Below are 20,083 nucleotides of genomic sequence, written 5' to 3'. Positions count from 1 at the left end.
TGATCATCAACTGATATATCAATCGCTGCGTTAGGCTAGACCCCGTGATGACCAGCGTCAACGAGGAGCAGAGGGCCCCCGCCGCCCCTCTGGCGGAGCAGGCGTACGTCGCTCTGCGCGACCTCGTCGTGACGTTACAGCTCCCTCCGGGCACCCCGCTCAACGAGGACGGGCTGACCGCCCGGCTCGGGGTCGGGCGCACCCCGCTGCGGGAGGCGATCAAGCGGCTCGAGGCCGAGAACCTGATCGTCATCTACCCCCGCCGGGGCACCTTCGTCGCCGAGATCGACATCACCGACCACGGGTTGATCTGCGACGTGCGCCGCCAGCTCGAGGGCCTGGCCGCCTACCGCGCCGCGCAGCGCGCGACCGAGGCCGACAAGCGCCGGCTCGCCGAACTCGCGGCCACGCTGCGCCGCCACCCGGGCGGGCGCCGGGCCGGGATGCAGCTCGACACCCTCGTGCACCGCGAGGTCTACAAGTGCTGCCACAACCGGTACCTGCAGGCCGATCTCGAGCACTACTACGACCTGTCGCTGCGCATCTGGTACCTGTTCCTCGACCGGCTGCCCGAGGTCGACCACCGCACCGAGCACCTGCCGATGCTGGAGGCGATCCAGAACGGCGACGCCGACGGCGCCCGCACCGCCGCGGCCGCCCACGTGACGACCTTCGAACGCGCGGTCCGCTCCGTCATCTGACCTGCGCGGTTCTGCGTTTGCGCATGATCACTGCACAGAAGCTGCGTTTGCGCATGATCACTGCAACAGGGTGTCGATCATGCGCAAACGCAGAACTCCTGTGGTGATCATGCGCAAACGCATCATGGCTGGTGCAGGGTGACGCCGGCGGGTGGGGTCCGCGGGGCCGGGACCCGACCCGGCTCCTCACCGCCGCCGACCTCCGGGACCGGCCCGGCGTCGTCCCCGGGGGTCGCGCCCTCGGGCGGTTCCTCGGCCGGCGGGCCGACGCGCCCGCGACCGGCTCGTTTCGCCTCGTAGAGCGAGTGGTCGGCGCAGGCGTACAGCTGGCGCAACGTCATCCGGCCCGGGGCGCTGTACCCGACCCCGCAGCTGATCGACAGCGGCAGCCGGGCCTGGCCGGGTCGGCGCAGCGGGCTGCGCCGCACGGCCTCGCCGAACTCCTCGGCGATCGCCGTCGCCACCTCCGCGTCGCAACCGGGCAGCAGGACGGCGAACTCGTCGCCCCCGAGCCGGCTCACCACGGCGTCGGTCGGGACCTGGGCGACCAGCAGCGCCGCCACGTGGGCCAGCGCGTCGTCGCCGATCGGGTGACCGAAGCTGTCGTTCACGGACTTGAAGTGGTCCACGTCGATGAGGATCATCGCCGTCCCGGCGCGGTCCACCGCCCCCGCCGTGTTCAGCGCGGAGGTCACGGCGCCGTCCAGCACGCTGCGGGTGACCAGCCCGGTCAGCGGGTCGATGGCCGCGCGGCGCTCCAACTGCTGGACGAGCCGGTACTGACGGCGCCCGGCGGCGATCAGCAGCAGGCCGATCGCGATCAGGCTGCTGGAGACGTACGCGATGTCGGCGTACCCGGCGCCGCTGTTGTTCAGGGTCAGGACGGTGGTCACCTCGGCCGCCACGGCGGCCACCAGGGTGGTCAGCGAAGCGGCCGGTTTCAGCTGCGAGGCCGCGAACATGACCGGTGCGCAGAAGGCCACCTGGGCGCCGGCCGAGGCGTCGTGGGTCAGGATGTTCAGGACGGCGATCAGCACCACCCCCAGCACGCTGAACAGCAGCATGGCGGGGGCGACCAGAGCCCGGACCAGCATCAGCAGGGCGGCGCTGCCGAGCAGCAGGGCCGGGACGACGTAGCCCACGCTGATCCGCAGTTCCGTCGGGACCGGTACCGCCTGGGTGCCCACGAACACGCTGACGGCGAAGACGGCGATGATCGCGGCGCCCACCCGGCGGGCGGCGTCGATGTCGTAGGGGGCGATCTGCTCGACGGCGGTGCGCAGGGCACGGCGCAGCGCGCCACCGCGCGGCGCGCGGTGCTTGGACTTCACCGACGCCTCACCTCCCCACCTCCGGCTCTCGTGCTGGATCGTCACCCGGACGGCCGCACTTGAACCCGGACGGCAAGTGCCGGAGAAGTGCCGCTTAAGAGGTCGGGCCGAGGCTGTGCGACATGACTACTGCAGAGCACGTCGAACCGGACATCATCGGCATGCGGCTGGCCCACCGGGTGATGCTGCGCGACCTGCGCCGCACCGCCGAGGTCGCCCAGGCGATCAGCGCGGGCCGCGTAGCCGCCACCCCACGACGGACCCGGGCGCTGGCGACATACCTGGAACTGCTGGCCGAATCCGTCCACCACCACCACGCCGCGGAGGACGACATCCTCTGGCCCGTGATCGAGAAGCGGGCCGGTGGGCACATCGACCTGACCGAACTGAGCGACGACCACAGCGTGCTGGACCCGAAGCTGGCCCGGCTGCGCGAGGCGGCCCGGGCCCTGGCCACGGCGCCGGACTCGGAGGACGCCGCCGCCGCGTTGGCCCTCCAGCTGGCCCAGCTGCGGGACCTGCTCGAGGAGCACATCGCCGAGGAGGAGCGCGACGTGTTCCCGGTCATCCTGAGGTACCTGTCGGTCGGCGACTGGGCCGAGGTCGAGGCGCAGGTGCGCAGGAACGGCCGGTTGTCGTTCGAGCTCCCCCGCATCGCCGACGCCTGCACACCGGAGGAACTCGCCACGCTGAAGAAGACGGCGGGACCGGTGATCGTCCTGATGCTGGCGATCGTGCGCCGGCCGTACCGGCGGCTGGAGCGGGCGATCTGGGCGTGAGGCTCAGCCCAGCTGGTCCGCCACCACCTGCCGCACCCGCTCGGCGTCGGCCCGATGACGGTCGGCGTCGAGCGGGCGCCCGAGCCGGTCGGCCAGCTCGGCCAGGGCCGCGTCCACCGGGCCGAAACTGACCGACCCGGCGTCGATCCCGGCGACCCGGCCGGCCCAGGGCAGCAGCTGCGCGTAGATCGTCGCGGAGGTCTCCCCGTCACCGACGCGGGCCGCGGCGTACGCCTTGACCGTCATCATGGCCAACCAGTAGTAGCCGCGGGGCACCGGGACGGCCGGGTCCCAGACGGCCCGCGCCTCCTCCTCCAGCCCGGCGTCCAGCAGGGCGAGCACCAGGGCCTGCGGGAACGCCTCGTCCGACATCGCGTGCACCTCGCGCAGTCCTGCTACCGCCCCGGCGAGGTCGCCGCGCGCGAACCCGACCACGACATCGCCCAGGACGGCCAGCTCCGTGCCGTTGGGCGCGCCGTTGTCCACCATCTGACGGGCCAGCGTCCGGTACCGGGCCGCCGCCTCGTCGAGCCGGCCGTCCAGCACCGCGAGCTCCGCCTCGAAATAGCCCAACGCGCCGAGCAGGAAGCCCAGCTGGCCGCTCGTCGACTGCTCCAGAGCCAGCGCCGCCTCCCGGCGGGCCCCGACCAGGTCGGTCACCGAACCGTGGTACATGAAGAGGAACCAGTGCCCTAGAGCCTGGTAGTCCTGCAGCCCGTGGGCGGTCGCGAGGTCCGTGAGTTCGCGTGCGTCCCGCTCGCGCTCCTCGACCAGGTCGGGACCGAGCGCGAGGTACGAGCGGGCGTTCAGCGCGGCGCACAGCGCGAGGGGATCACCGGTGGCCCGAGCCAGCTCGAGCGCCTCGGTCGACCACCGCAGGACGTCGTCCATCCCGTACCGGGCCGCCTGGTCCTCCTGCTCGAAGATCAACCCGAACAGCAGCCAGACCCGGGTGACGTCGTCCAAGGCGTACCGGTCGGGCGGTGCCTCGAGCACCTCACGCATGATCGCGGCGGGGCTGCCCCCGTCGTTCCAGGCCCGGATCGCCCAGGCCACGGGCGCCCGGTACGAACTGAGGGCCTGCACGAGCAGGTCGTCGCGGCCCAGTCGCTGCGCGAGCGCGACGGCCTCGGCGCGGGCCGACCGGGCCCGCACCGCGTCGGCCGAGCGGGCCGCGGCGGGAACCAGTTCCACCAACAGCTCGATGCGCCGTTCGGCGTCGGTGTCACCCGCCAGGTCCAGCATCGCCAGAGCGGCCTCCAGCAGCCGTTTGGCCTCACCCTGCGCCCCCAACGAGAGCGCCTGCCGGGCCGCCGCCTCCGCGTACCGCGACGCCTCGGCGGCGGTCTGCGGCGTGGCCGCGGCCAGCGCGTGATGAGCGAGCGCCGCCGGGTCGGCCCGACCACCGGCCCGCAGCACGTCCAGCGCCGCCGAGTGCCAGCGCACCCGGCGCAGCATCGGCGTCTCCTCGTAGACGCAGTCGCGGATCAGGGCGTGCGTGAACCGCACCCGCCCGGGCGACGGCTCGCTGAGAATGCCCGCCAGGACGGCGGACTCGAGACCGTCGAGCAGCTCGTCCTCGTCGCGGCCACCGACCTCGACGAGGAGGTCGACGTCCACGTCCCGCCCCAGGACGGCGGCCTGCCGCAGCACGGTCTGAGCCGGGCCGGGCAGGCGTGCGACGCGGCGGCGCAGCACGTCACGCACCCCGGCCGGCACCGCCTGCCGCGCGGCGTCGCGTCCCTCGGAGGCCAGCAGCCGGGCGAGTTCCCGCACGAACAGCGGATTTCCGCCGGTGCGCTCGAGGAGGACGTCGACGACCGCGCCGTCGGGGTCGAGCCCCGACTCGTGGGCCAGCTCGCGGACGCCGTCGCGGGTCAGGCCGGTCAGCTCGAGCCGGTCGGCCGTCGCCGCGGCCAGGACCGCCCACGTCGCACCGAGTTCCTCGTCCGCCTCGGACGGGCGGTACCCGGCGATCACCAGCACCGGCGCGTCCGCCAGTTCGAGGCTGAGCTGGCGCAGCAACTGGAGGGTCGCGCTGTCGGCGCGATGGACGTCGTCCAGCACGACCAGCAGCGGGCCACCGGCGACCCGGGCGCGCAGCTGTCCGGCCACCGAGCGGGCGAGCCGGAAGGCCGACTCCTCCACGACCTCCGCTTCGGGGCGCACACCGTGCAGGCCGGCCACGACCTCGGTCCACGCCCAGGCCGGCGGGGCGCCGTCGACCTCGGGGCAGCGGCCCCACGCGGTCGTCCACCCTGAAGCGGCCAGTTGATCGGTGACGACCTCGCACAACGTCGTCTTGCCGGCGCCGGCCTCACCGCCGATCCAGACCAGCCGCAGGCCGTGGCTCTTGGCCTCGTCGGCGGCCTGGTTGAGTTTCAGGACCTGATCCGCTCGCCCGATGCTCGTCGCTCGCCTGCCGCCGGGCTTCCCGTGATCATGGAAACTTCTCGTGTCAGGGCTGAGCTGCGCGGGGTTCGGTTGATCGTGGAGAACACCAGAAGTTTCCATGATCACGGGACTGGCTGTGGGAGCGGGGGCCATCAGGGAGTCGGCCTGGGCCAGGACGTCGGCCTCCAGCTTCTGCAGGGCCGGGCCGGGGTCGATGCCGAGCCCGTCGGACAGGCGGTCGCGGGCGGCGCGCAGGGCGGCCAGCGAATCCCCCTGGCGACCGGCCCGGTACAACGCCAGCGCCAGCAGCCGGACGGCCTCCTCCCGCAGCGGGTGGCCGGTCAGGTGCCGCTCGAGGTCCGGCACCAGCCGCGCGGCCTGGCCGAGGTCGAGCTCCGCGGCGGCGTGCAGCTCGAAGGCGACGAGGCGCAACTCGCTCAGGCGGGCCACCTCAGGGCCCGCCCAGGCGGCGTCGGCGAACTCCGAGTACGCGTCCCCGGCCCAGCAGTCCAGGGCCGCGCGCAGCAGGTCGCGGCGGCCCGCGACGTCCGGGACGTCGGCGGCCCGCCGCAGCAACCCCTCGAACCGCCAGGCGTCCACCGCGTCGGCGGGCAGGTGCAGGGCGTACCCGGGCGGGACACTGGTCAGCACCTCGGCGGGCGCCCGCCGGGCCCGGCCGGGTTCCAGGGCCCGGCGCAGGTTCGACACGTGCACCTGCAGGGCCGCCAGGGCCTTGGGCGGCGGCTCGCCGTCCCACATGTCGTCGACGAACCGGTCGGTCGAGACCACGTGCCCACCACCCGCGACGAGCCGGGCCAGGACGGCGCGCTGTCGGGGGCCGCCCAGGTCGGCGGGAGCCCCGCCGACGGTCGCCCGCAACGGTCCGAGGACGTCGACGGTCACGGGTTCGGCGGTCATGGCCGGGTCAGCATAGGCACCCGTCGTGAAATCCGTGAGTCCTCAACCATGATCACGTCGGATCGAGCAGGGCCGCCCCGGTCTGCACGGCCCACAGCGCCGCGTAGGCGCCCCCGGCCGCGACCAGCTCGTCGTGCGTACCGGCCTCGGTGACGAGCCCGTTCTCCAGCACCCAGATCCGGTCGGCGGAGCGCACGGTGGACAGCCGGTGGGCGACCATCACCGTCGTGCGGCCCCGGGTCACCGTGGCCAGCGACCGCTGGATGGCCTGCTCGGTCTCGTTGTCGACCGCCGAGGTGGCCTCGTCGAGGACCAGCAGCGCCGGGTCGCGCAGGATCGCCCGGGCCAGCGCCAGCCGCTGCCGCTGCCCGCCGGACAGGGTCTGGCCGCGCTCCCCGACCAGGGTGTCGTAGCCGTCGGGCAGGGCCTCGACGAAACCGGCCGCCGCCGCGAGCGCCGCGGCCTCCTCGATCTGCGCACGGGTCGCGGAAGGCGCTCCGTAGGCGATGTTCTCGGCCACCGTGCCGCGGAACAGGAAGGCGTCCTGGGCGACGTAGCCGATCGCGCCGCGCAGGGTCTCCCAGTCGAGGTCGCGCACGTCGTGCCCGTCGAGCAGCACCTCACCCGAGCGCGGGTCCTGGAAGCGCAGCAGCAGTCGCAGCAGGGTCGACTTGCCGGCCCCGGTCGCCCCGACGACCGCATGCACCTCGCCGGCCGGCACCTCCAGGTCGATCCCGTGCAGGACGTCGGGCGCCTCGCCGTACCCGGCCCGCACCGCGCGCAGGGTGACGGCCCCGCGCGGCGGGGCGCTCGTCGTCGCGGAACCCTGCACGACGGAAGGGGTCTCGTCCAGGAGGGCGAGGATGCGCCGGGTCGAGGCCATGCCCCGCTGGTACAGGTCGAGCACCTCACCGACGTCGGTCAGCGGCCAGAGCAGGCGCTGGGTCATGAAGACCAGCACCGAGTAGAGCCCGATCTCGAGGGTGCCATCGAGCACGGCCCAGCCACCCAGCAGCAGGGTGCAGGTGAAGCCGGCGAGGATCGCCATCCGGATCAGCGGAACGAACGCGGCCGACGAGCGGATCGCCCTCCGGTTGGCCAGCCGGTAGCGGTCGGAAAGGTCACGCACGCGGGCGGTCTCGCGGTCCTCGGCGGTGAACGCCTTGATCGTGGTCAGCCCGCCCAGGTTGGCGGCCAGCGTGCCGGACAGGTCGCCCACCTTCTCGCGCACGTCGGCGTACAGCGGCTCCAGGCGGCGCTGGAACCACAGCGACCCGACCACGATCACCGGGATGGGCGCGAAGGCCAACAGGGTCAGCCACCACGACGACGCGGCGAAGATCGCGCCCACGAGAACGACGTTCAGGGTGGTGGCGATGATCGTCCGGGCCCCGACGTCGAGGAACCGCTCCAGCTGGTTCACGTCGTCGTTCAGCACCGACAGCGTGCTGCCCACCGTGCCACCTTCGTGCCACTCGACGTCCAGATGCTGCACGTGGTCGTAGGCCTCGACCCGCAGGTCGTGCTCGACCTGCTGGGCCAGGTTCCGCCACAGCACGTCGCCGAGGTAGCCCGTGCTCGACTCGATGATCCAGACCAGGGCGTTGAAGGCCGCGATCCAGCCGATCTGGGCGAACCGGTCGTGCACGCCGAGCAGGTCGGCCACGAACGAGTCGGAGCCCCGGACGACGACGTCCACCGCCGCCCCGATCAGCAGCTCGGGCATCACGTCCGCGACCTTCTCGACCACGGTCACGGTCACCGCCGCCACCACCTTGGGGCGGTACGTGCGGTGCCTGCGCCACAACCGGCGCAGCGGGTGCTTCAGGTGCTGTTCGACCTCGCTCACCCCGCGAGGTTAGCGTCGCCTAAGTTGCCCTTCGGAGCGGCCTCAGGCGAACACCTCGTCCAGGAAGCCGGTCAGCGCCCGCCACGACCGCGCATCGGCCCGGGGGTCGTAGGCGGCCCCGTGGTCGGGGAAGTTCGTCAACGGGTTGGTGAACGCGTGCATCGCTCCGGCGTACACGGTGACCTGCCAGTCGACCTGCGGATTGGTGCGCAGCTCGGCCTGGAAGGCGGCGATCGCCTCGTCGGGCACGTTCGGGTCGGCGCCCCCGGTCAGCACCAGCAGCCGCGCCGTGATCCGGTCGACGTCGGGCTCGGCGTGCTGCGGCAGGGTGCCGTGCAGCGACACCGCTCCGGCGACCGGTGCGCCCGAGCGGGCCAGCTCCAGCGACGCGGACCCGCCGAAGCAGAAGCCGAGCGTCACCACCCGATCGGGGTCGACGTCCCCGTCGGCCAGCAGCTGCTCCAGCCCGGCCGCCGCTCGCGCCCGCATCAGGCCGAGATCGCCGTAGAAGGCCCCGGCCACCTTCGGGGCGTCGGCCATGCCGGGCCGGACGCCCTTCCCGTAGATGTCGGGCGCGAAGGCGACGTACCCGAGCCGGGCGAGCATCGTCGTCCGGGTCTCGACGTAGTCGTTGATGCCGTTCCACTCGTGGATCACCAGGACGCCGGGGCGCTTGCCGGTGAGGCTGGTGTCCTTGACCAGCACGCCTTCAAGAGCCGTGCCCTCCTGCGAGTAGTCGACGAGCGAGCGCTCGAGGGTCGCACCGGCGGGTTCGGGGACGGTGTCCAGGAGCTCGTTCAGGGTGGGCATGACGGGCACGCTACCCCCGGTAGTTGAGGGCGCTACTTCCGGCGACCGGGTCGCGGGGCCAGCCGCGCGTTGGGCAGGACCGGGGCCGGGAGGCGGGCGCCGACCGGCGGCCGCTCACCGTCGTCCGACACCGAACCGAACACCGGGTCACCCGCCTGCCACTGCTCACGGAAGGCGACGATCTCGTCGTGGTCGCGGCCGACGAAGTTCCACCACATCACCAGTGGCTCGCCGAACGGTTCACCGCCGATCAGCAGCACCCGGCTCGGCCGCTCGGCATCCAGCGTGAGGGTGCCGCGGCCGGTGCCGAGGTACAGCAGCGGGCCGGGCGTCAGCCCCTCGCCGTCCACCTCGACGTCGCCGCTCAGCACCAGGACGGCGTGCTCGAAGTCGGGGCGCAGGGCCAGGCCCAGCGTGGTGCCCTTGTCGAGCCTGAGCTCGGCCCCGACGATCGGCGTGTACGTCGCGGCCGGGCTGCGCGCGCCGGCCAGTTCGCCGAGCAGGACGACGGCCCGCGCGCCGTCCAGCTCGACCACCGGCAGGTCGGCGTGGTGCTCGAAATGCGGCGCCTGGAAACGTGATTCGTCCGGCAGCGCGACCCACAGCTGGACGCCGTGGATGCCGTCGGGCCGCTCGTCCTCCGGCGGCGAGTGCTCGGCGTGGCTGATGCCCCGCCCGGCGGTCATCAGGTTCAGCTGACCGGGGCGGATGACCTGCACGCTACCCAGGCTGTCGCGGTGCAGCACCTCGCCCTCGACCAGCCAGCTCACGGTCTGCAGCCCGGTGTGGGGGTGCGGCGGGACGCTCATGCCGTCGCGCCCGGACAGCGACTCGGGCCCGTAGTGGTCGACGAAGCACCACGCGCCGACCATGCGCACGTCGCGGTTGGGCAGGGTGCGGGTCACCTTCATGCCGCGCGGGCCGCCCAGGACGACGTCCCGGCCCGTGAGCAGGTCGCTCACCGGCCCGGGGCCTTCTGTGCGGCCGCACGGGGTCTCCGCCGGGCGGTCGTCGAGGTTGCTCACGTCCCGAGCGTACGTCGGGTCACGGCGAGGCGTGCAGGGCCCGGACGGCCTCGACGACCCGGTCGAACCGAGCCCGGTCCAGCGCGGTGTGCCGGCGGCGCACCGCCCGCGGGTCGACCTCGATCAGACGGTCGAGGCGCACCTCGCTCGGCCGGGACTGCCGGTCCCACGGGCCCGAACCGATGTCGAGCCAGTGCCGGCCGTCGCGGCGCGCCGTCCGGCCGTGGTCCTTGCTGGTCAGCATCAGGCCGACCAGCATCCGGCCGCGGCGGCGCCGGGCGATCAACAGCACGGGGCGGTCCTTGCCGCGCCCGTCGTTCTCCTCGTAGGGCACCCAGGTCCAGACGATCTCGCCCGGGTCGGGGCGGCCGTCCGCGTTCGGCGAGTACTCGAAGACGAGTTCCGACGGCGTGGGAGCCGGCCTCCGGAAGAACCCCGTCAGCGCCCTGAGCAGTCCGGCCACGCCCCCCATCTTCCCCGGCGTGCCCAGCCAAAGCACAGGATCCACGAGCATCCGGGCCGAATCTCTGTGCTTTGGCTGGGCACGCCGGATGTCAGGATGGGCCGATGGGCGACTACCTGCTCTTCCTGGCCAAGACGGTGACGGTGCTGCTGGCCGTCGCGCTGGCCCTCGGCGTGACCGCCGGTCTGGTGTTCCGGTTGGCCGGCGCGGGACGGCGGCAGGCCCCGCGACCGTCGCTGCGCGTCACCGAGGTCGGCAGCCGCTACGACAAGCTGGCCCGTGACCTGCGCTCGGGCATGGTCCCGGCCGGAGCGCTGCGGGCCGAGCGGCGGCGGCGCAACCGCGAGGACAAGGCCCGGCGCATGGGCGAGGCACGCGCGGCTTCCCAGGGTGAGAAGCCGCCCAAGCCGAGGGTCTTCGTGCTCAGCTTCCACGGCGACGTCCGCGCCTCGCGGGTCTCGGCCCTGCGCGAGGAGGTCACCGCGATCCTGATGGTCGCGAACGACGACGACGAGGTCGTCGTCAAGCTGCAGAACCCGGGCGGGCTGGTCAACGACCAGGGCCTGGCCGCCTCCCAGTTGCTGCGGCTGCGCGACCACGCGATCCCGCTGACGGTGGCGGTCGACACGGTGGCGGCCAGCGGCGGCTACATGATGGCCTGCGTGGCCGACCGGATCATCGCGGCGCCGTTCGCGGTCGTCGGCAGCATCGGGGTGGTCACCCAGATCCCGAACTTCCACCGGTTGCTCGACCGGTTCGGCGTCGACGTCGAGCAGTTCACCGGCGGCCGGTACAAGCGCACCGTCACCATGCTCACGCCCACCACCGACGAGGCGCGGGAGAAGCTGAAGGAGCAGATCGAGGACACCCACGACCTGTTCAAGGAGTTCGTCGCCGACCACCGCCCGCAGCTCGACCTGGAACGGGTCGCCACCGGCGAGTACTGGTACGGAGCGCGGGCGATCGAACTGGGGCTGGTGGACGAGCTGCGGACCAGCGACGACTACCTGGTCGCCGCGCGCGAGCGGGCCGACATCTACGAGGTCTCCTACCGGCAGCCGGTCGGCATGCGGGACCGCCTGCTCGGCCTGGCCGGTCGGGTCGCGGGAACCTCCGGGCTGCAGGGGGTCCGATGACGGACGACGGCATGCCGGAGCCGCGGATCAGGCCGGGCACCCGGGCCCAGACCGGCTTCCTGAACTGGGGCATCGCGCGGTTCCTGGGCCGTCGCTCCGGCACCGTGGGCCCGCCGAACATCTTCACGACGGTCGGCCGGCACCGCTGGCTCTACCGGTGGTGGCTCCTGTTCGCGGCCACGCTGATGCCGGGCGGGAAGCTACGCCGCCGCGACACCGAACTGGTGATCCTGCGGGTCGGCGCGCTGACCGGGGCCCACTACGAACGCTTCCACCACGTGCGACTGGGCCGGATGGTCGGGCTGAGCGACGACGAGATCGAGCGCACGCTGGTCGGTTCGCAGGCGCCGGGCTGGACGCCGCAGCAGCTGGCCCTGATGCGTGCGACCGAGCAGCTGCACGCGACGGGTGAGGTGGACGACGACACCTGGGCCGCGCTGGCCGGCTTCCTCGACGAGCGGCGGCTGATCGAGTTCTGCTTCCTGGTCGGCCACTACGAGATGGTCGCGATGATGCTGAAGACCCTGCGGGTGCGGGAGGACGAGCACCGCTCATGAGCGCCGACCTCGAGGCGGTGGCCCGGCGCCGGCTGCGGGCCACGGGGCTGGACGAACCACGGTTCGGCACCGCCGAGGAGGTCGTGCGCTGGTTCGGCGCCTACCAGGGGCAGGACGATGCGACGGCGAAATGGGGCCTGGCCCAGCGACTCTCGGAGCCGAGACGGTCGGCCGACATCGAGTCCGAGTTCGACTCCGGCCGCCTCGTCCGCACGCACGTCCTCCGCCCGACCTGGCACTTCGTCGCCGTCGACGACCTGCCCTGGCTGCTGGACCTGACCGCCGAACGCATCCGCCCCAAGCTGCGCTACTACGACAAGCAGCTCGGCCTGGACGACGAACTGATCACCCGGGCCAAACCGATGGCCCTGCGCGCCCTGGAGAGCGACGGCGCGCTGAACCGCTCGCAACTGGCCGCCGTCCTCGCCGCCGAGGGCATCGGGACGACCGGCGCGTCGATGTCGCACATCATGTTCCACGCCGAGCTCGACGGCGCGGTCTGCAGCGGCCCTCGCGCCGGGCGGCACCACACGTATCTCCCTCTGGCGCAGAGACTGTCCGACGCGGGGCTGCGCCCGTACGCACCCGGCTCGCGCGAGGAGGGCCTGGCCCGCCTGGTCCGGATGTTCCTGCGCAGCCACGGCCCGGCCACGGCGAAGGACTTCGTCTGGTGGTCCGGGCTGACCGGCCGCGACTTCACCGCCGGCCTGGCCGGGCTCGACGACGTGGAGCGCGAGACGCACGACGGCCTGACCTTCGTCGCGCTGCCCGGTGAGGCCGCCCGGGAGACCCGGCGGGTCCGGCTGCTGCAGGCGTGGGACGAGTACACCGTCGCCCACACCGAGGGCCGCACCCCGATCCTGCTCAAGGCCCCCACCTCGAAACCCGGCATGACGGCGACCTGGCTGCACACCGTCATCGAGGGCACCCAGGTCGGGGGGCACTGGAAGTACTCGACCGCGAAGGGCGCCGTCACGCTCGACGCCCGCACGTTCGGCGCGCCGACGGAGGCGCTGGCGGCCGGCATCGAGGCCGAGGGCCAGGCACTGGCCGGTTACCTCGGCCTGGAGCTCGGCGAGGTGACGGTCACCGAGTTCCACGGCTGATCCCGCCCGGGATTCGACACGATCGTGTCGAATTCCGGGCGCGGCTCACTCGGCCGCGGGGACCTTCCGCGGCACCAGCAGCACGGCGACGATCATCAACACCGCCACCACGATCAACCCGGTGTACACGTGCTGGGAGGCCGTCGCCACGTGGGCGCGGTCCGTCCCGTGCGCGAGCGTCGTGTTGGCCACGGCCCCGAACACGGCGACCCCCAGCGCGGAGCCGATGGAGCGGGCGAACATGTTGGTCCCGGTCGCGACCCCGCGCCGGGTCCAGCCGACCGCGGACTGCAGCGCGACGATCAGCGGACTGTTCACCAGGCCCAGCCCGAAGCCGACGACCACCATCGCACCGGCGACCTGCCACACGTTCGCGGACGGCCCCAGCAGCCAGGCGGCCAGCAGCGTTCCGGCCAGGGTGAACGCCGTCCCGATCAGCGCCGTGGCGCGGAACCCGATGGCCAGGTAGATGCGGCCCGAGTAGGTGGCGGCGACGGGCCAGCCGACGGTCAGGGCGGCGAGCGCGAGACCGGCCACCAGGGGCCCGGTTCCGATCACGGTCTGCACGTAGGTCGGCACGTAGGAGCTGAACGCGAAGAGCAGCGCGCCGACGGTGAGCGCGGCGAGGTTGGCGCCGATCAGCACCCGGTCGGTGAACACCCAGCCGGGCAGCACGGGTTCCGCGGCCCGGCGCTCGACGAACCCGGCGGCGACCAGCAGCAGCACCCCGGCGCCGAGCACCGCGACCGAGGCGCCCGACGACCAGTCCCACGCGACACCCCCCTCGAGCAGCCCGAGGATCAGCAGCCCGAACCCGCCCGCCACCAGGGTGGCACCGAGGTAGTCGACGGTGCGCGGGGTCGGCTCGGTGCGCTCGGCGAAGTGCTTGACCAGCAGCCAGGCGGCCAGCACGGCGACCGGGATGTTGATCCAGAAGATCCAGCGCCACGACGTGTACTCGGTCAGCAGCCCGCCCAGCGACGGCCCGATCACGGACGAGGCGCCCCAGACCCCGGCCACGTAGCCGGTGATCTTCGCCCGTTCGGCGACCGAGTAGAGGTCACCGATGATCGTCATCGCGATCGGCTGCACGGCGCCCGCGCCCAACCCCTGCACGGCCCGGAAGGCGATCAGCGACCCGAGGCTCCACGCCGACCCGCACAGCACCGAACCGAGCAGGAAGACGCCGATCCCGAACAGCATCATCGGCTTGCGGCCGAACTGGTCGGCCAGCTTCCCGTAGATCGGCACGGAGACGGCCTGCGTGAGCAGGTAGATCGAGAACAGCCACGGGAACTGGTCGAACCCGCCCAGGTCCTTGACCACCGACGGGACGGCGGTCGCGATCACCGTGGCGTCGAGCGCGACCAGCGCGACCGAGGCCATGACCGCGATCAGCACCGGCCCCCGCTCACCCCGCAGGCCGAGGTTCGGGGCGGGCGCGGTCTCGGTCGAGGCGGGGGGCGCAGAGGTCACGGGAACGTGGAACCACGAGCGAACACCGCGCTATTCCGGGGCGGCCCTAGGCTCGGCGCCATGCGCTTCGGCATCTGCATCCTTCCCCAACTCCCCTGGCGCGAGCAGGCCGACCTGTGGCGCCGGGCCGAGGCCTTTGGCTTCGACCACGCCTGGACCTACGACCACCTGACCTGGGACCCGCTGGCCGACGAGGCCTGGGGCGCGACCTGGCCGACGCTCGTCGCCGCCGCCACGGTCACGACCCGGATCGAGCTGGGCCCGTGGGTGGCCTCGCCGAACTTCCGCCACCCGGTGCCGTTCGCCAAGGACGTGCAGGGCCTGGACGACGTGAGCGGGGGCCGCGCACTGGTCGCCGTGGGTGCGGGGACGCCGCGCCGGGACGGCCGGGTGCTCGGGTCGGGGGCCGCGGGTGGGAGGGACCTGTCGGCGGGCGAGCGGGCTGGCCGGCTGGAGGAGTTCGTGCACCTCCTGCGGCTGCTGACCACCGATCGCGAGACGACCTTCGAGGGGCGCTTCTACGAGGCGCTCGAGGCGCGCAGCTACCTGCCCGGAACCGACCCGCTCGGGCCGGGCGGGCGTCGTCCACCTCTGCTCGTGGCGGCCAACGGGCCGCGGCTCATGCGTCTGGCCGCCCAGGCCGGGGACGGCTGGGTGACGCTCGGGCCCGGCCCGAGCGACGACGTCGAGAGCTGGTGGGACGGCGTGCGCGCAATGGTCGAGCGGTTCGACGAGCTGGCCCCGGAGGGTCGGCGCCGGCTCTTGAACCTCGACTCGGCGCCGACGTTCTCGCTCGCCTCGCTCGGGGCGTTCGAGGACGCCGTCGGGCGGGCCGCCGCGCTCGGCTTCACCGACGTCGTGTCGCACTGGCCGCGCCCGGCCGGCCTGTACGCGGGGGACGAGCGCGTGCTGGAGCAGGTCGCGGAGGCCCTGCCGCGGCTGGGGTGAGCGTCACCTCCGGCCGCGCTGGCTATTGCGGATCCCTTGCAATAGCGTGACGGACCGTGACCCTCCAGGCGGAACCCCTCAGCGGCCCCTCGATCGTCGCCCGCGTCGGTGGTCGCCTGGGCCGGCGGGAGTGGCTGACCATCGGCGCGATGGCCGCCTTCATCGCCGCACTGCACGTGATCGGCTGGGGGATGCTCACGGGCCTCGTCGTCCCGGAACACTTCGACCTCGGCAACGGGGCGGTGTTCTCGGTCGGTCTGGGCGTCACCGCCTACACGCTGGGCATGCGGCACGCGTTCGACGCCGACCACATCGCGGCGATCGACAACACCACCCGGAAGCTGATGGAGGAGGGCAAGCGCCCGGTCTCGGTCGGGTTCTGGTTCTCGCTCGGGCATTCCAGCGTGGTGTTCGGGCTGTGCCTGCTGCTGGCTCTCGGGGTCAAGGCGCTGGCGGGGCAGATCGAGGACGACGGCTCGACGTTGCAGCAGGTCACCGGCGTCTTCGGGACCACGGTCTCGGGCCTCTTCCTGGTCGCGATCGGCCTGATCAACCTGTTCGTGCTGCTGGGCATCATCGACGTGTTCCGGCGGATGCGGCAGGGCGAGTTCGACGAGGCCGAGTTGGAGCACCACCTGAACAACCGGGGCTTCATGAACCGGATCCTGGGGCGGTTGACCAGGACCATCAGGAAGCCGTGGCAGATGTACCCGACGGGCTTCCTGTTCGGGCTCGGCTTCGACACGGCCACCGAGGTGTCACTGCTGGTGCTCGCGGGCGGGGCGGCGGCGGTCAGCTTGCCCTGGTACGCGATCCTCACGCTGCCGATCCTGTTCGCGGCCGGGATGAGCCTGCTCGACACCATCGACGGCGCGTTCATGAACGTCGCCTACGGCTGGGCCTTCGCCCAGCCCGTGCGCAAGGTCTTCTACAACATCACGATCACCAGCCTGTCGGTCGCGGTGGCCCTGGTGGTCGGCGTGATCGAGCTGATCTCCGTGCTGGCCGAGAAGCTCGGCATCGAGAACGGGCCGCTGGCCGCCGTGGCGGGTGTCCCCCTCGACTACGTGGGTTACGCGATCGTCGTCTTCTTCGTGCTCGCCTGGGTGGTTGCGCTGGTCGTGTGGCATTTCGGCCGCATCGAGGAGCGGTGGAGCGCGCCCGAGGCCCCGGCGGCGCAAGAATGAGCGCGTGGCTCTTCCACTAGAGGACGACGAAGCGCAGGACGCGCAGCTCATCGAGCGGGCCGAGCGGCTGGCCGAGCGGCTGCTGCACCGTGCCGACCGGCTGCGGACCCGGGCCGAGCGCGACCGGCAGGCCCAGGTGGCCTCGATGGTCTCCGACCCCGCCACCCGCGACTTCATGATCGAGCTCACCGACGAGGTGCTGCGGATCGAGGACGCCGGCGCCGCCGCCCGGCGCTTCCGGCGGGTGCTGGAGGAGCGCGGGTTGCCCGCGTTCGCCGGGCCCCTGGACCGGGCGATGCTGCGGGCCGCCGGGCCCGCCGCGCGGGCCACGCCGTCGGTGGTGGTCGCCCAGTTGCACGCGCGGGTCCGGCGGGAGCTGGGTTCGATCGTGCTGGACGTCGAGGAGCGCTCGCTCGCGCGGGCGATCCGGCGGCGCCGGGCCGAGGGTTTCCAGCTCAACGTCAACCCGCTCGGCGAGGCGGTGCTCGGGGACGACGAGGCGGCGGCCCGGTTGGCCACCGCGCTGGAACTGCTGGGCCGGCCCGAGGTCGAGTACGTGTCGGTCAAGGCGTCGGCGGTGTGCGCGAACCTCGACCCGATGGACGCCGAGGGCAGTGTGGAGCGGATCGCCGAGGCGTTCGCGGTGCTGTGCCGCTCGGCGTCGGAACGCGAGCGTCCGGCGTTCGTGAACCTCGACATGGAGGAGTACGCCGACCTCTGGCCGACCGTGCACGCCTTCACCACGGCCCTGGAACTGCCCGAGCTGCAGTCGTTCTCGGCCGGGATCGTGGTGCAGGCCTACCTGCCCGACTCGGTCGGCGCGTTCGAGCACCTGGCGGCGTGGGCGCAGGAGCGGGTGGCCGCTGGTGGCGCGCCCGTGAAGGTGCGGCTGGTCAAGGGCGCGAACCTGGCGATGGAACGGGTGGACGCCGAACTGCACGGCTGGGCGGTCGCTCCCTTCGCCACCAAGGAGGAGGTCGACGCCAACTACAAGCGCCTGCTCGACCGGGCCCTGGCCCCCGAACTGGCCGGCGCGCTGCGGGTCGGGGTGGCCAGCCACAACCTCTTCGACGTGGCCTGGGCCCTGACCCTGGCCACCGAGGCCCAGGCCTTGGAGCGGGTCGACGTCGAGATGCTGCACGGGATGGCGGAGGCCGAGGCCCGCGCGGTCGTCGAGCACCTGCGCCTGGTCGGCGGCCGCAAGGGGCGGCACCGGGTCGTGCTGTACACCCCGGTCGTGGCCGCGGCCGACTTCGGCGCCGCCACGGCCTATCTCGTGCGCCGGTTCGACGAGAACACGTCGCCGCAGAACTTCCTCACCCACCTGCCCGGGCTGACCACGACCGGCGAGGCGTGGGCCGACCAGCGGGCCCGGTTCGAGGCCGCGGTGCGCGCCCGGCACGCCGACCCCGCGGTGTCCCGCCGCGGCACCGGCCCGGAAAACTCTGCCGGGCAGGCGTTCTCGAACCAGTCGGACGCCGACCCCACACAGCCGAGCACCCGGATCGCGGTCGCCTCCGCCCTCTCGGAGTTCACCGCCCCCGACGCGGTCACCGCCCGGATCGCGGGTACCGAGGTGACCGACCGGACGACGGCGCTGCCCGGGGTCGACCCCTCGAGCGGCAAGCCGCTCTACACCTGGCAGGCGGTGGGCGAGAGCGAGGTCGAGCTGGCCGTCGCGGCCGGGCTGGCCGGGGCCGACCGCTGGCGGCTGCTGAGCCCGCAGGAACGGTGCGACGTTCTCGACGCGGTGGCCGCGACGATGCAGTCCCAGCGTGCCGAGACCATTGCCGTGATGGCCCACGACGCCGGGAAGACGTTCCACGAGGCCGATCCCGAGGTCTCGGAGGCCGTCGACTTCGCCCGCTACTACGGCCGGTGTGGGATGTCGCTCGAGCCCGGTTTCGAGCCGTACCGCCTGGTGGTCGTGGCGGCGCCGTGGAACTTCCCGTACGCCATCCCCGCGGGCGGGGTGTTCGCCGCGCTGGCCGCGGGGGCGTCGGTCATCCTGAAGCCGGCCCCTGAGACCGTGCTCGTGGCGCGCCATCTCGCCGAGCAGTGCTGGGCGGCCGGGGTGCCCGACGACGTCCTCCAGTTGGTGCTCACCGACGACGACAGCGCCGGCACCCGGCTGATCACCCATCCCGACGTGGACGCGGTCGTGCTGACCGGGTCGTCGGCCACCGCGCACCTGTTCCGCTCGTGGCGGCCCGGGCTGAACCTGCACGCGGAGACCTCGGGCAAGAACGCGGTCGTGATCACCGCGGCGGCCGACCTGGACGACGCGATCCGCGACCTGGTGCGCTCGGCGTTCGGGCACGCCGGGCAGAAGTGTTCGGCGGCCAGCCTGGCCATCGTCGACGGTGCCCTGCTCGACTCCACCCGGTTCCTGACCCGCCTGGCCGACGCGGTGCGCTCGTTGCGCGTCGGCGCGGGGTACGACGCGGCGACCCAGATGGGGCCACTGGTCCGCGAACCCGAGGGTGACCTGCGCCGGGCCCTGACCCGGCTCGAACCGGGTGAGACCTGGCTCGTGGAGCCGGAACAGTTGTCCGGGAACCCGCTGGCCTGGTCGCCGGGGGTCAAGGTGGGGGTGCAGCCCGGCTCGCACTTCCACCTGACGGAGTGCTTCGGGCCGGTGCTCGGGGTGATGCGCGCGGCGGGGCTGGACGAGGCGCTGGAGCTGCAGAACGCGGTGCCGTTCGGGCTGACCGCCGGGCTGTTCTCGCTGGACGACGGCGAGGTCGAGGAGTGGCTGGAGCGGGTCGAGGCGGGCAACGCGTACGTGAACCGGCACATCACCGGGGCGATCGTGCAGCGGCAGCCGTTCGGCGGCTGGAAGCAGTCGGCGATCGGGCCGGGGATCAAGGCGGGCGGCCCGTTCTACGTCGGCTCGCTGGGCCGGTGGCCCACTCCCGCGGACGATCTCGTGGACCGGGTCGGCGCGCTGTGGGAGCACTGGCAGGCCGGCGAGGACCGCAGCGGTCTGGTCGGCGAGCAGAACCTGCTGCGCCTGCGGGCGCTGCCGCGCGGCGTGCTGCTGCGCACCGAACCCGCGACCGACCCACGCGACATCCTCGTGGCCCGGGCCCTGGCCGAGCGGCTCGGCGTGCGCCTGGAGATCTCGACCGTCTCCGAGTCCGTGGCCGACTTCCTCAGCCGGGCGGGCGATTTCGACCGGCTGCGGGTCTTCGGCGACCCGTCCGAGCGCCTCCTGGTCGAGGCCGCCCAGGCGCGGGTCGACCTGGACCTGCGGCCCCTGCAGGGGTCACCCGAGCAGGAGCTCCTGTGCTGGGCCCGCGAGCAGGCCGTGTCGCGCACGCTGCACCGGCACGGCAACCTCCGCCTCCCCAGTTCGTGATCATGCAGAAACCTCGCGCCAGACCTCCGGAGGTCACCGACC

15 protein-coding genes are annotated in these 20,083 nt (G+C 72.9%); 8 read left to right on the top strand and 7 right to left on the bottom strand.

Features of this window, described 5'->3' with window-relative positions:
- Positions 1-47 precede the first annotated feature (47 nt).
- Entirely contained in the window at positions 48-701 is a 654-nt protein-coding gene (locus tag ACIB24_RS04845; RefSeq protein WP_398276760.1) for a GntR family transcriptional regulator, read from the top strand.
- Between the two features lie 122 nt (positions 702-823).
- On the opposite strand, the gene ACIB24_RS04840 is transcribed toward ACIB24_RS04845, so the two are convergent.
- Entirely contained in the window at positions 824-2,032 is a 1,209-nt protein-coding gene (locus ACIB24_RS04840; protein WP_398275930.1) for a GGDEF domain-containing protein, read from the bottom strand.
- Positions 2,033-2,154: 122 nt separating this feature from the next.
- Here ACIB24_RS04840 and ACIB24_RS04835 point away from each other — a divergent pair, with 122 nt between their 5' ends.
- On the top strand, positions 2,155-2,811 hold the full coding sequence (locus ACIB24_RS04835) for a hemerythrin domain-containing protein (protein ID WP_398275928.1): 657 nt from the start codon (positions 2,155-2,157) through the stop codon (positions 2,809-2,811).
- A 3-nt stretch (positions 2,812-2,814) separates the two neighbouring features.
- Here the strand turns inward: ACIB24_RS04835 and ACIB24_RS04830 are convergent, their stop codons facing one another.
- The 5 genes from ACIB24_RS04830 to ACIB24_RS04810 are packed head-to-tail and all read right to left on the bottom strand — an operon-like array spanning position 2,815 to position 10,270.
- The gene (locus ACIB24_RS04830) at positions 2,815-6,123 is read right to left on the bottom strand and encodes a BTAD domain-containing putative transcriptional regulator (RefSeq protein ID WP_398275925.1); all 3,309 of its coding nucleotides are present in this window, start codon (positions 6,121-6,123) and stop codon (positions 2,815-2,817) included.
- 52 nt (positions 6,124-6,175) lie between these two features.
- Positions 6,176-7,972, bottom strand: coding sequence for an ABC transporter ATP-binding protein (locus ACIB24_RS04825; RefSeq protein WP_398275922.1), 1,797 nt, complete (start codon positions 7,970-7,972; stop codon positions 6,176-6,178).
- 42 nt (positions 7,973-8,014) lie between these two features.
- On the bottom strand, positions 8,015-8,782 hold the full coding sequence (locus tag ACIB24_RS04820) for a dienelactone hydrolase family protein (protein ID WP_398275919.1): 768 nt from the start codon (positions 8,780-8,782) through the stop codon (positions 8,015-8,017).
- Positions 8,783-8,814: 32 nt separating this feature from the next.
- Complete coding sequence (locus tag ACIB24_RS04815; protein WP_398275917.1) at positions 8,815-9,807, bottom strand: pirin family protein; 993 nt, start codon at positions 9,805-9,807, stop codon at positions 8,815-8,817.
- 19 nt (positions 9,808-9,826) lie between these two features.
- On the bottom strand, positions 9,827-10,270 hold the full coding sequence (locus tag ACIB24_RS04810) for a type II toxin-antitoxin system PemK/MazF family toxin (protein ID WP_398275914.1): 444 nt from the start codon (positions 10,268-10,270) through the stop codon (positions 9,827-9,829).
- Between the two features lie 104 nt (positions 10,271-10,374).
- Between ACIB24_RS04810 and sohB the strand changes: the two genes are divergently transcribed.
- The 3 genes from sohB to ACIB24_RS04795 are packed head-to-tail and all read left to right on the top strand — an operon-like array spanning position 10,375 to position 13,069.
- Entirely contained in the window at positions 10,375-11,406 is a 1,032-nt protein-coding gene (sohB, locus tag ACIB24_RS04805) for a protease SohB (RefSeq protein ID WP_398275911.1), read from the top strand.
- Positions 11,403-11,963 carry a carboxymuconolactone decarboxylase family protein gene (locus ACIB24_RS04800; protein ID WP_398275908.1) on the top strand — a complete coding sequence of 187 codons (561 nt, stop codon included), beginning with the start codon at positions 11,403-11,405 and terminating at the stop codon, positions 11,961-11,963. Before sohB ends, ACIB24_RS04800 begins: the two co-directional genes overlap by 4 nt.
- Positions 11,960-13,069 (top strand): winged helix DNA-binding domain-containing protein, encoded by a 1,110-nt coding sequence (locus ACIB24_RS04795; RefSeq protein ID WP_398275905.1) that lies wholly within the window; start codon positions 11,960-11,962, stop codon positions 13,067-13,069. Before ACIB24_RS04800 ends, ACIB24_RS04795 begins: the two co-directional genes overlap by 4 nt.
- A gap of 45 nt (positions 13,070-13,114) precedes the next feature.
- Here ACIB24_RS04795 and ACIB24_RS04790 read toward each other — a convergent pair whose 3' ends face one another.
- On the bottom strand, positions 13,115-14,545 hold the full coding sequence (locus ACIB24_RS04790; protein ID WP_398275903.1) for an MDR family MFS transporter: 1,431 nt from the start codon (positions 14,543-14,545) through the stop codon (positions 13,115-13,117).
- A gap of 60 nt (positions 14,546-14,605) precedes the next feature.
- Here ACIB24_RS04790 and ACIB24_RS04785 point away from each other — a divergent pair, with 60 nt between their 5' ends.
- The 3 genes from ACIB24_RS04785 (at position 14,606) to ACIB24_RS04775 (ending at position 20,041) form a co-directional block, all read left to right on the top strand.
- The gene (locus ACIB24_RS04785; RefSeq protein WP_398275900.1) at positions 14,606-15,493 is read left to right on the top strand and encodes an LLM class flavin-dependent oxidoreductase; all 888 of its coding nucleotides are present in this window, start codon (positions 14,606-14,608) and stop codon (positions 15,491-15,493) included.
- Between the two features lie 149 nt (positions 15,494-15,642).
- Complete coding sequence (locus ACIB24_RS04780; RefSeq protein WP_398276757.1) at positions 15,643-16,680, top strand: Nickel transporter NicT; 1,038 nt, start codon at positions 15,643-15,645, stop codon at positions 16,678-16,680.
- A 4-nt stretch (positions 16,681-16,684) separates the two neighbouring features.
- Positions 16,685-20,041, top strand: coding sequence for a bifunctional proline dehydrogenase/L-glutamate gamma-semialdehyde dehydrogenase (locus ACIB24_RS04775; RefSeq protein WP_398275897.1), 3,357 nt, complete (start codon positions 16,685-16,687; stop codon positions 20,039-20,041).
- The last annotated feature ends 42 nt before the right edge of the window (positions 20,042-20,083 follow it).

The sequence above is a fragment of the Spongisporangium articulatum genome, assembly GCF_044465595.1.
Classification (GTDB): domain Bacteria; phylum Actinomycetota; class Actinomycetes; order Actinomycetales; family Kineosporiaceae; genus Spongisporangium; species Spongisporangium articulatum.
The sequence above is the reverse complement of the archived record's forward strand: the minus strand, read 5'-3'. Positions and strand labels throughout refer to the sequence as shown.

Coding starts and splice junctions, on each gene's coding strand:
- ACIB24_RS04845 (WP_398276760.1), top strand. CDS start 48: ATGACCAGCGTCAACGAGGAGCAGAGGGCCCCCGCCGCCCCTCTGGCG.
- ACIB24_RS04835 (WP_398275928.1), top strand. CDS start 2,155: ATGACTACTGCAGAGCACGTCGAACCGGACATCATCGGCATGCGGCTG.
- ACIB24_RS04830 (WP_398275925.1), bottom strand. CDS start 6,123: ATGACCGCCGAACCCGTGACCGTCGACGTCCTCGGACCGTTGCGGGCG.
- ACIB24_RS04820 (WP_398275919.1), bottom strand. CDS start 8,782: ATGCCCACCCTGAACGAGCTCCTGGACACCGTCCCCGAACCCGCCGGT.
- sohB (WP_398275911.1), top strand. CDS start 10,375: ATGGGCGACTACCTGCTCTTCCTGGCCAAGACGGTGACGGTGCTGCTG.
- ACIB24_RS04800 (WP_398275908.1), top strand. CDS start 11,403: ATGACGGACGACGGCATGCCGGAGCCGCGGATCAGGCCGGGCACCCGG.
- ACIB24_RS04795 (WP_398275905.1), top strand. CDS start 11,960: ATGAGCGCCGACCTCGAGGCGGTGGCCCGGCGCCGGCTGCGGGCCACG.
- ACIB24_RS04785 (WP_398275900.1), top strand. CDS start 14,606: ATGCGCTTCGGCATCTGCATCCTTCCCCAACTCCCCTGGCGCGAGCAG.
- ACIB24_RS04780 (WP_398276757.1), top strand. CDS start 15,643: ATGGCCGCCTTCATCGCCGCACTGCACGTGATCGGCTGGGGGATGCTC.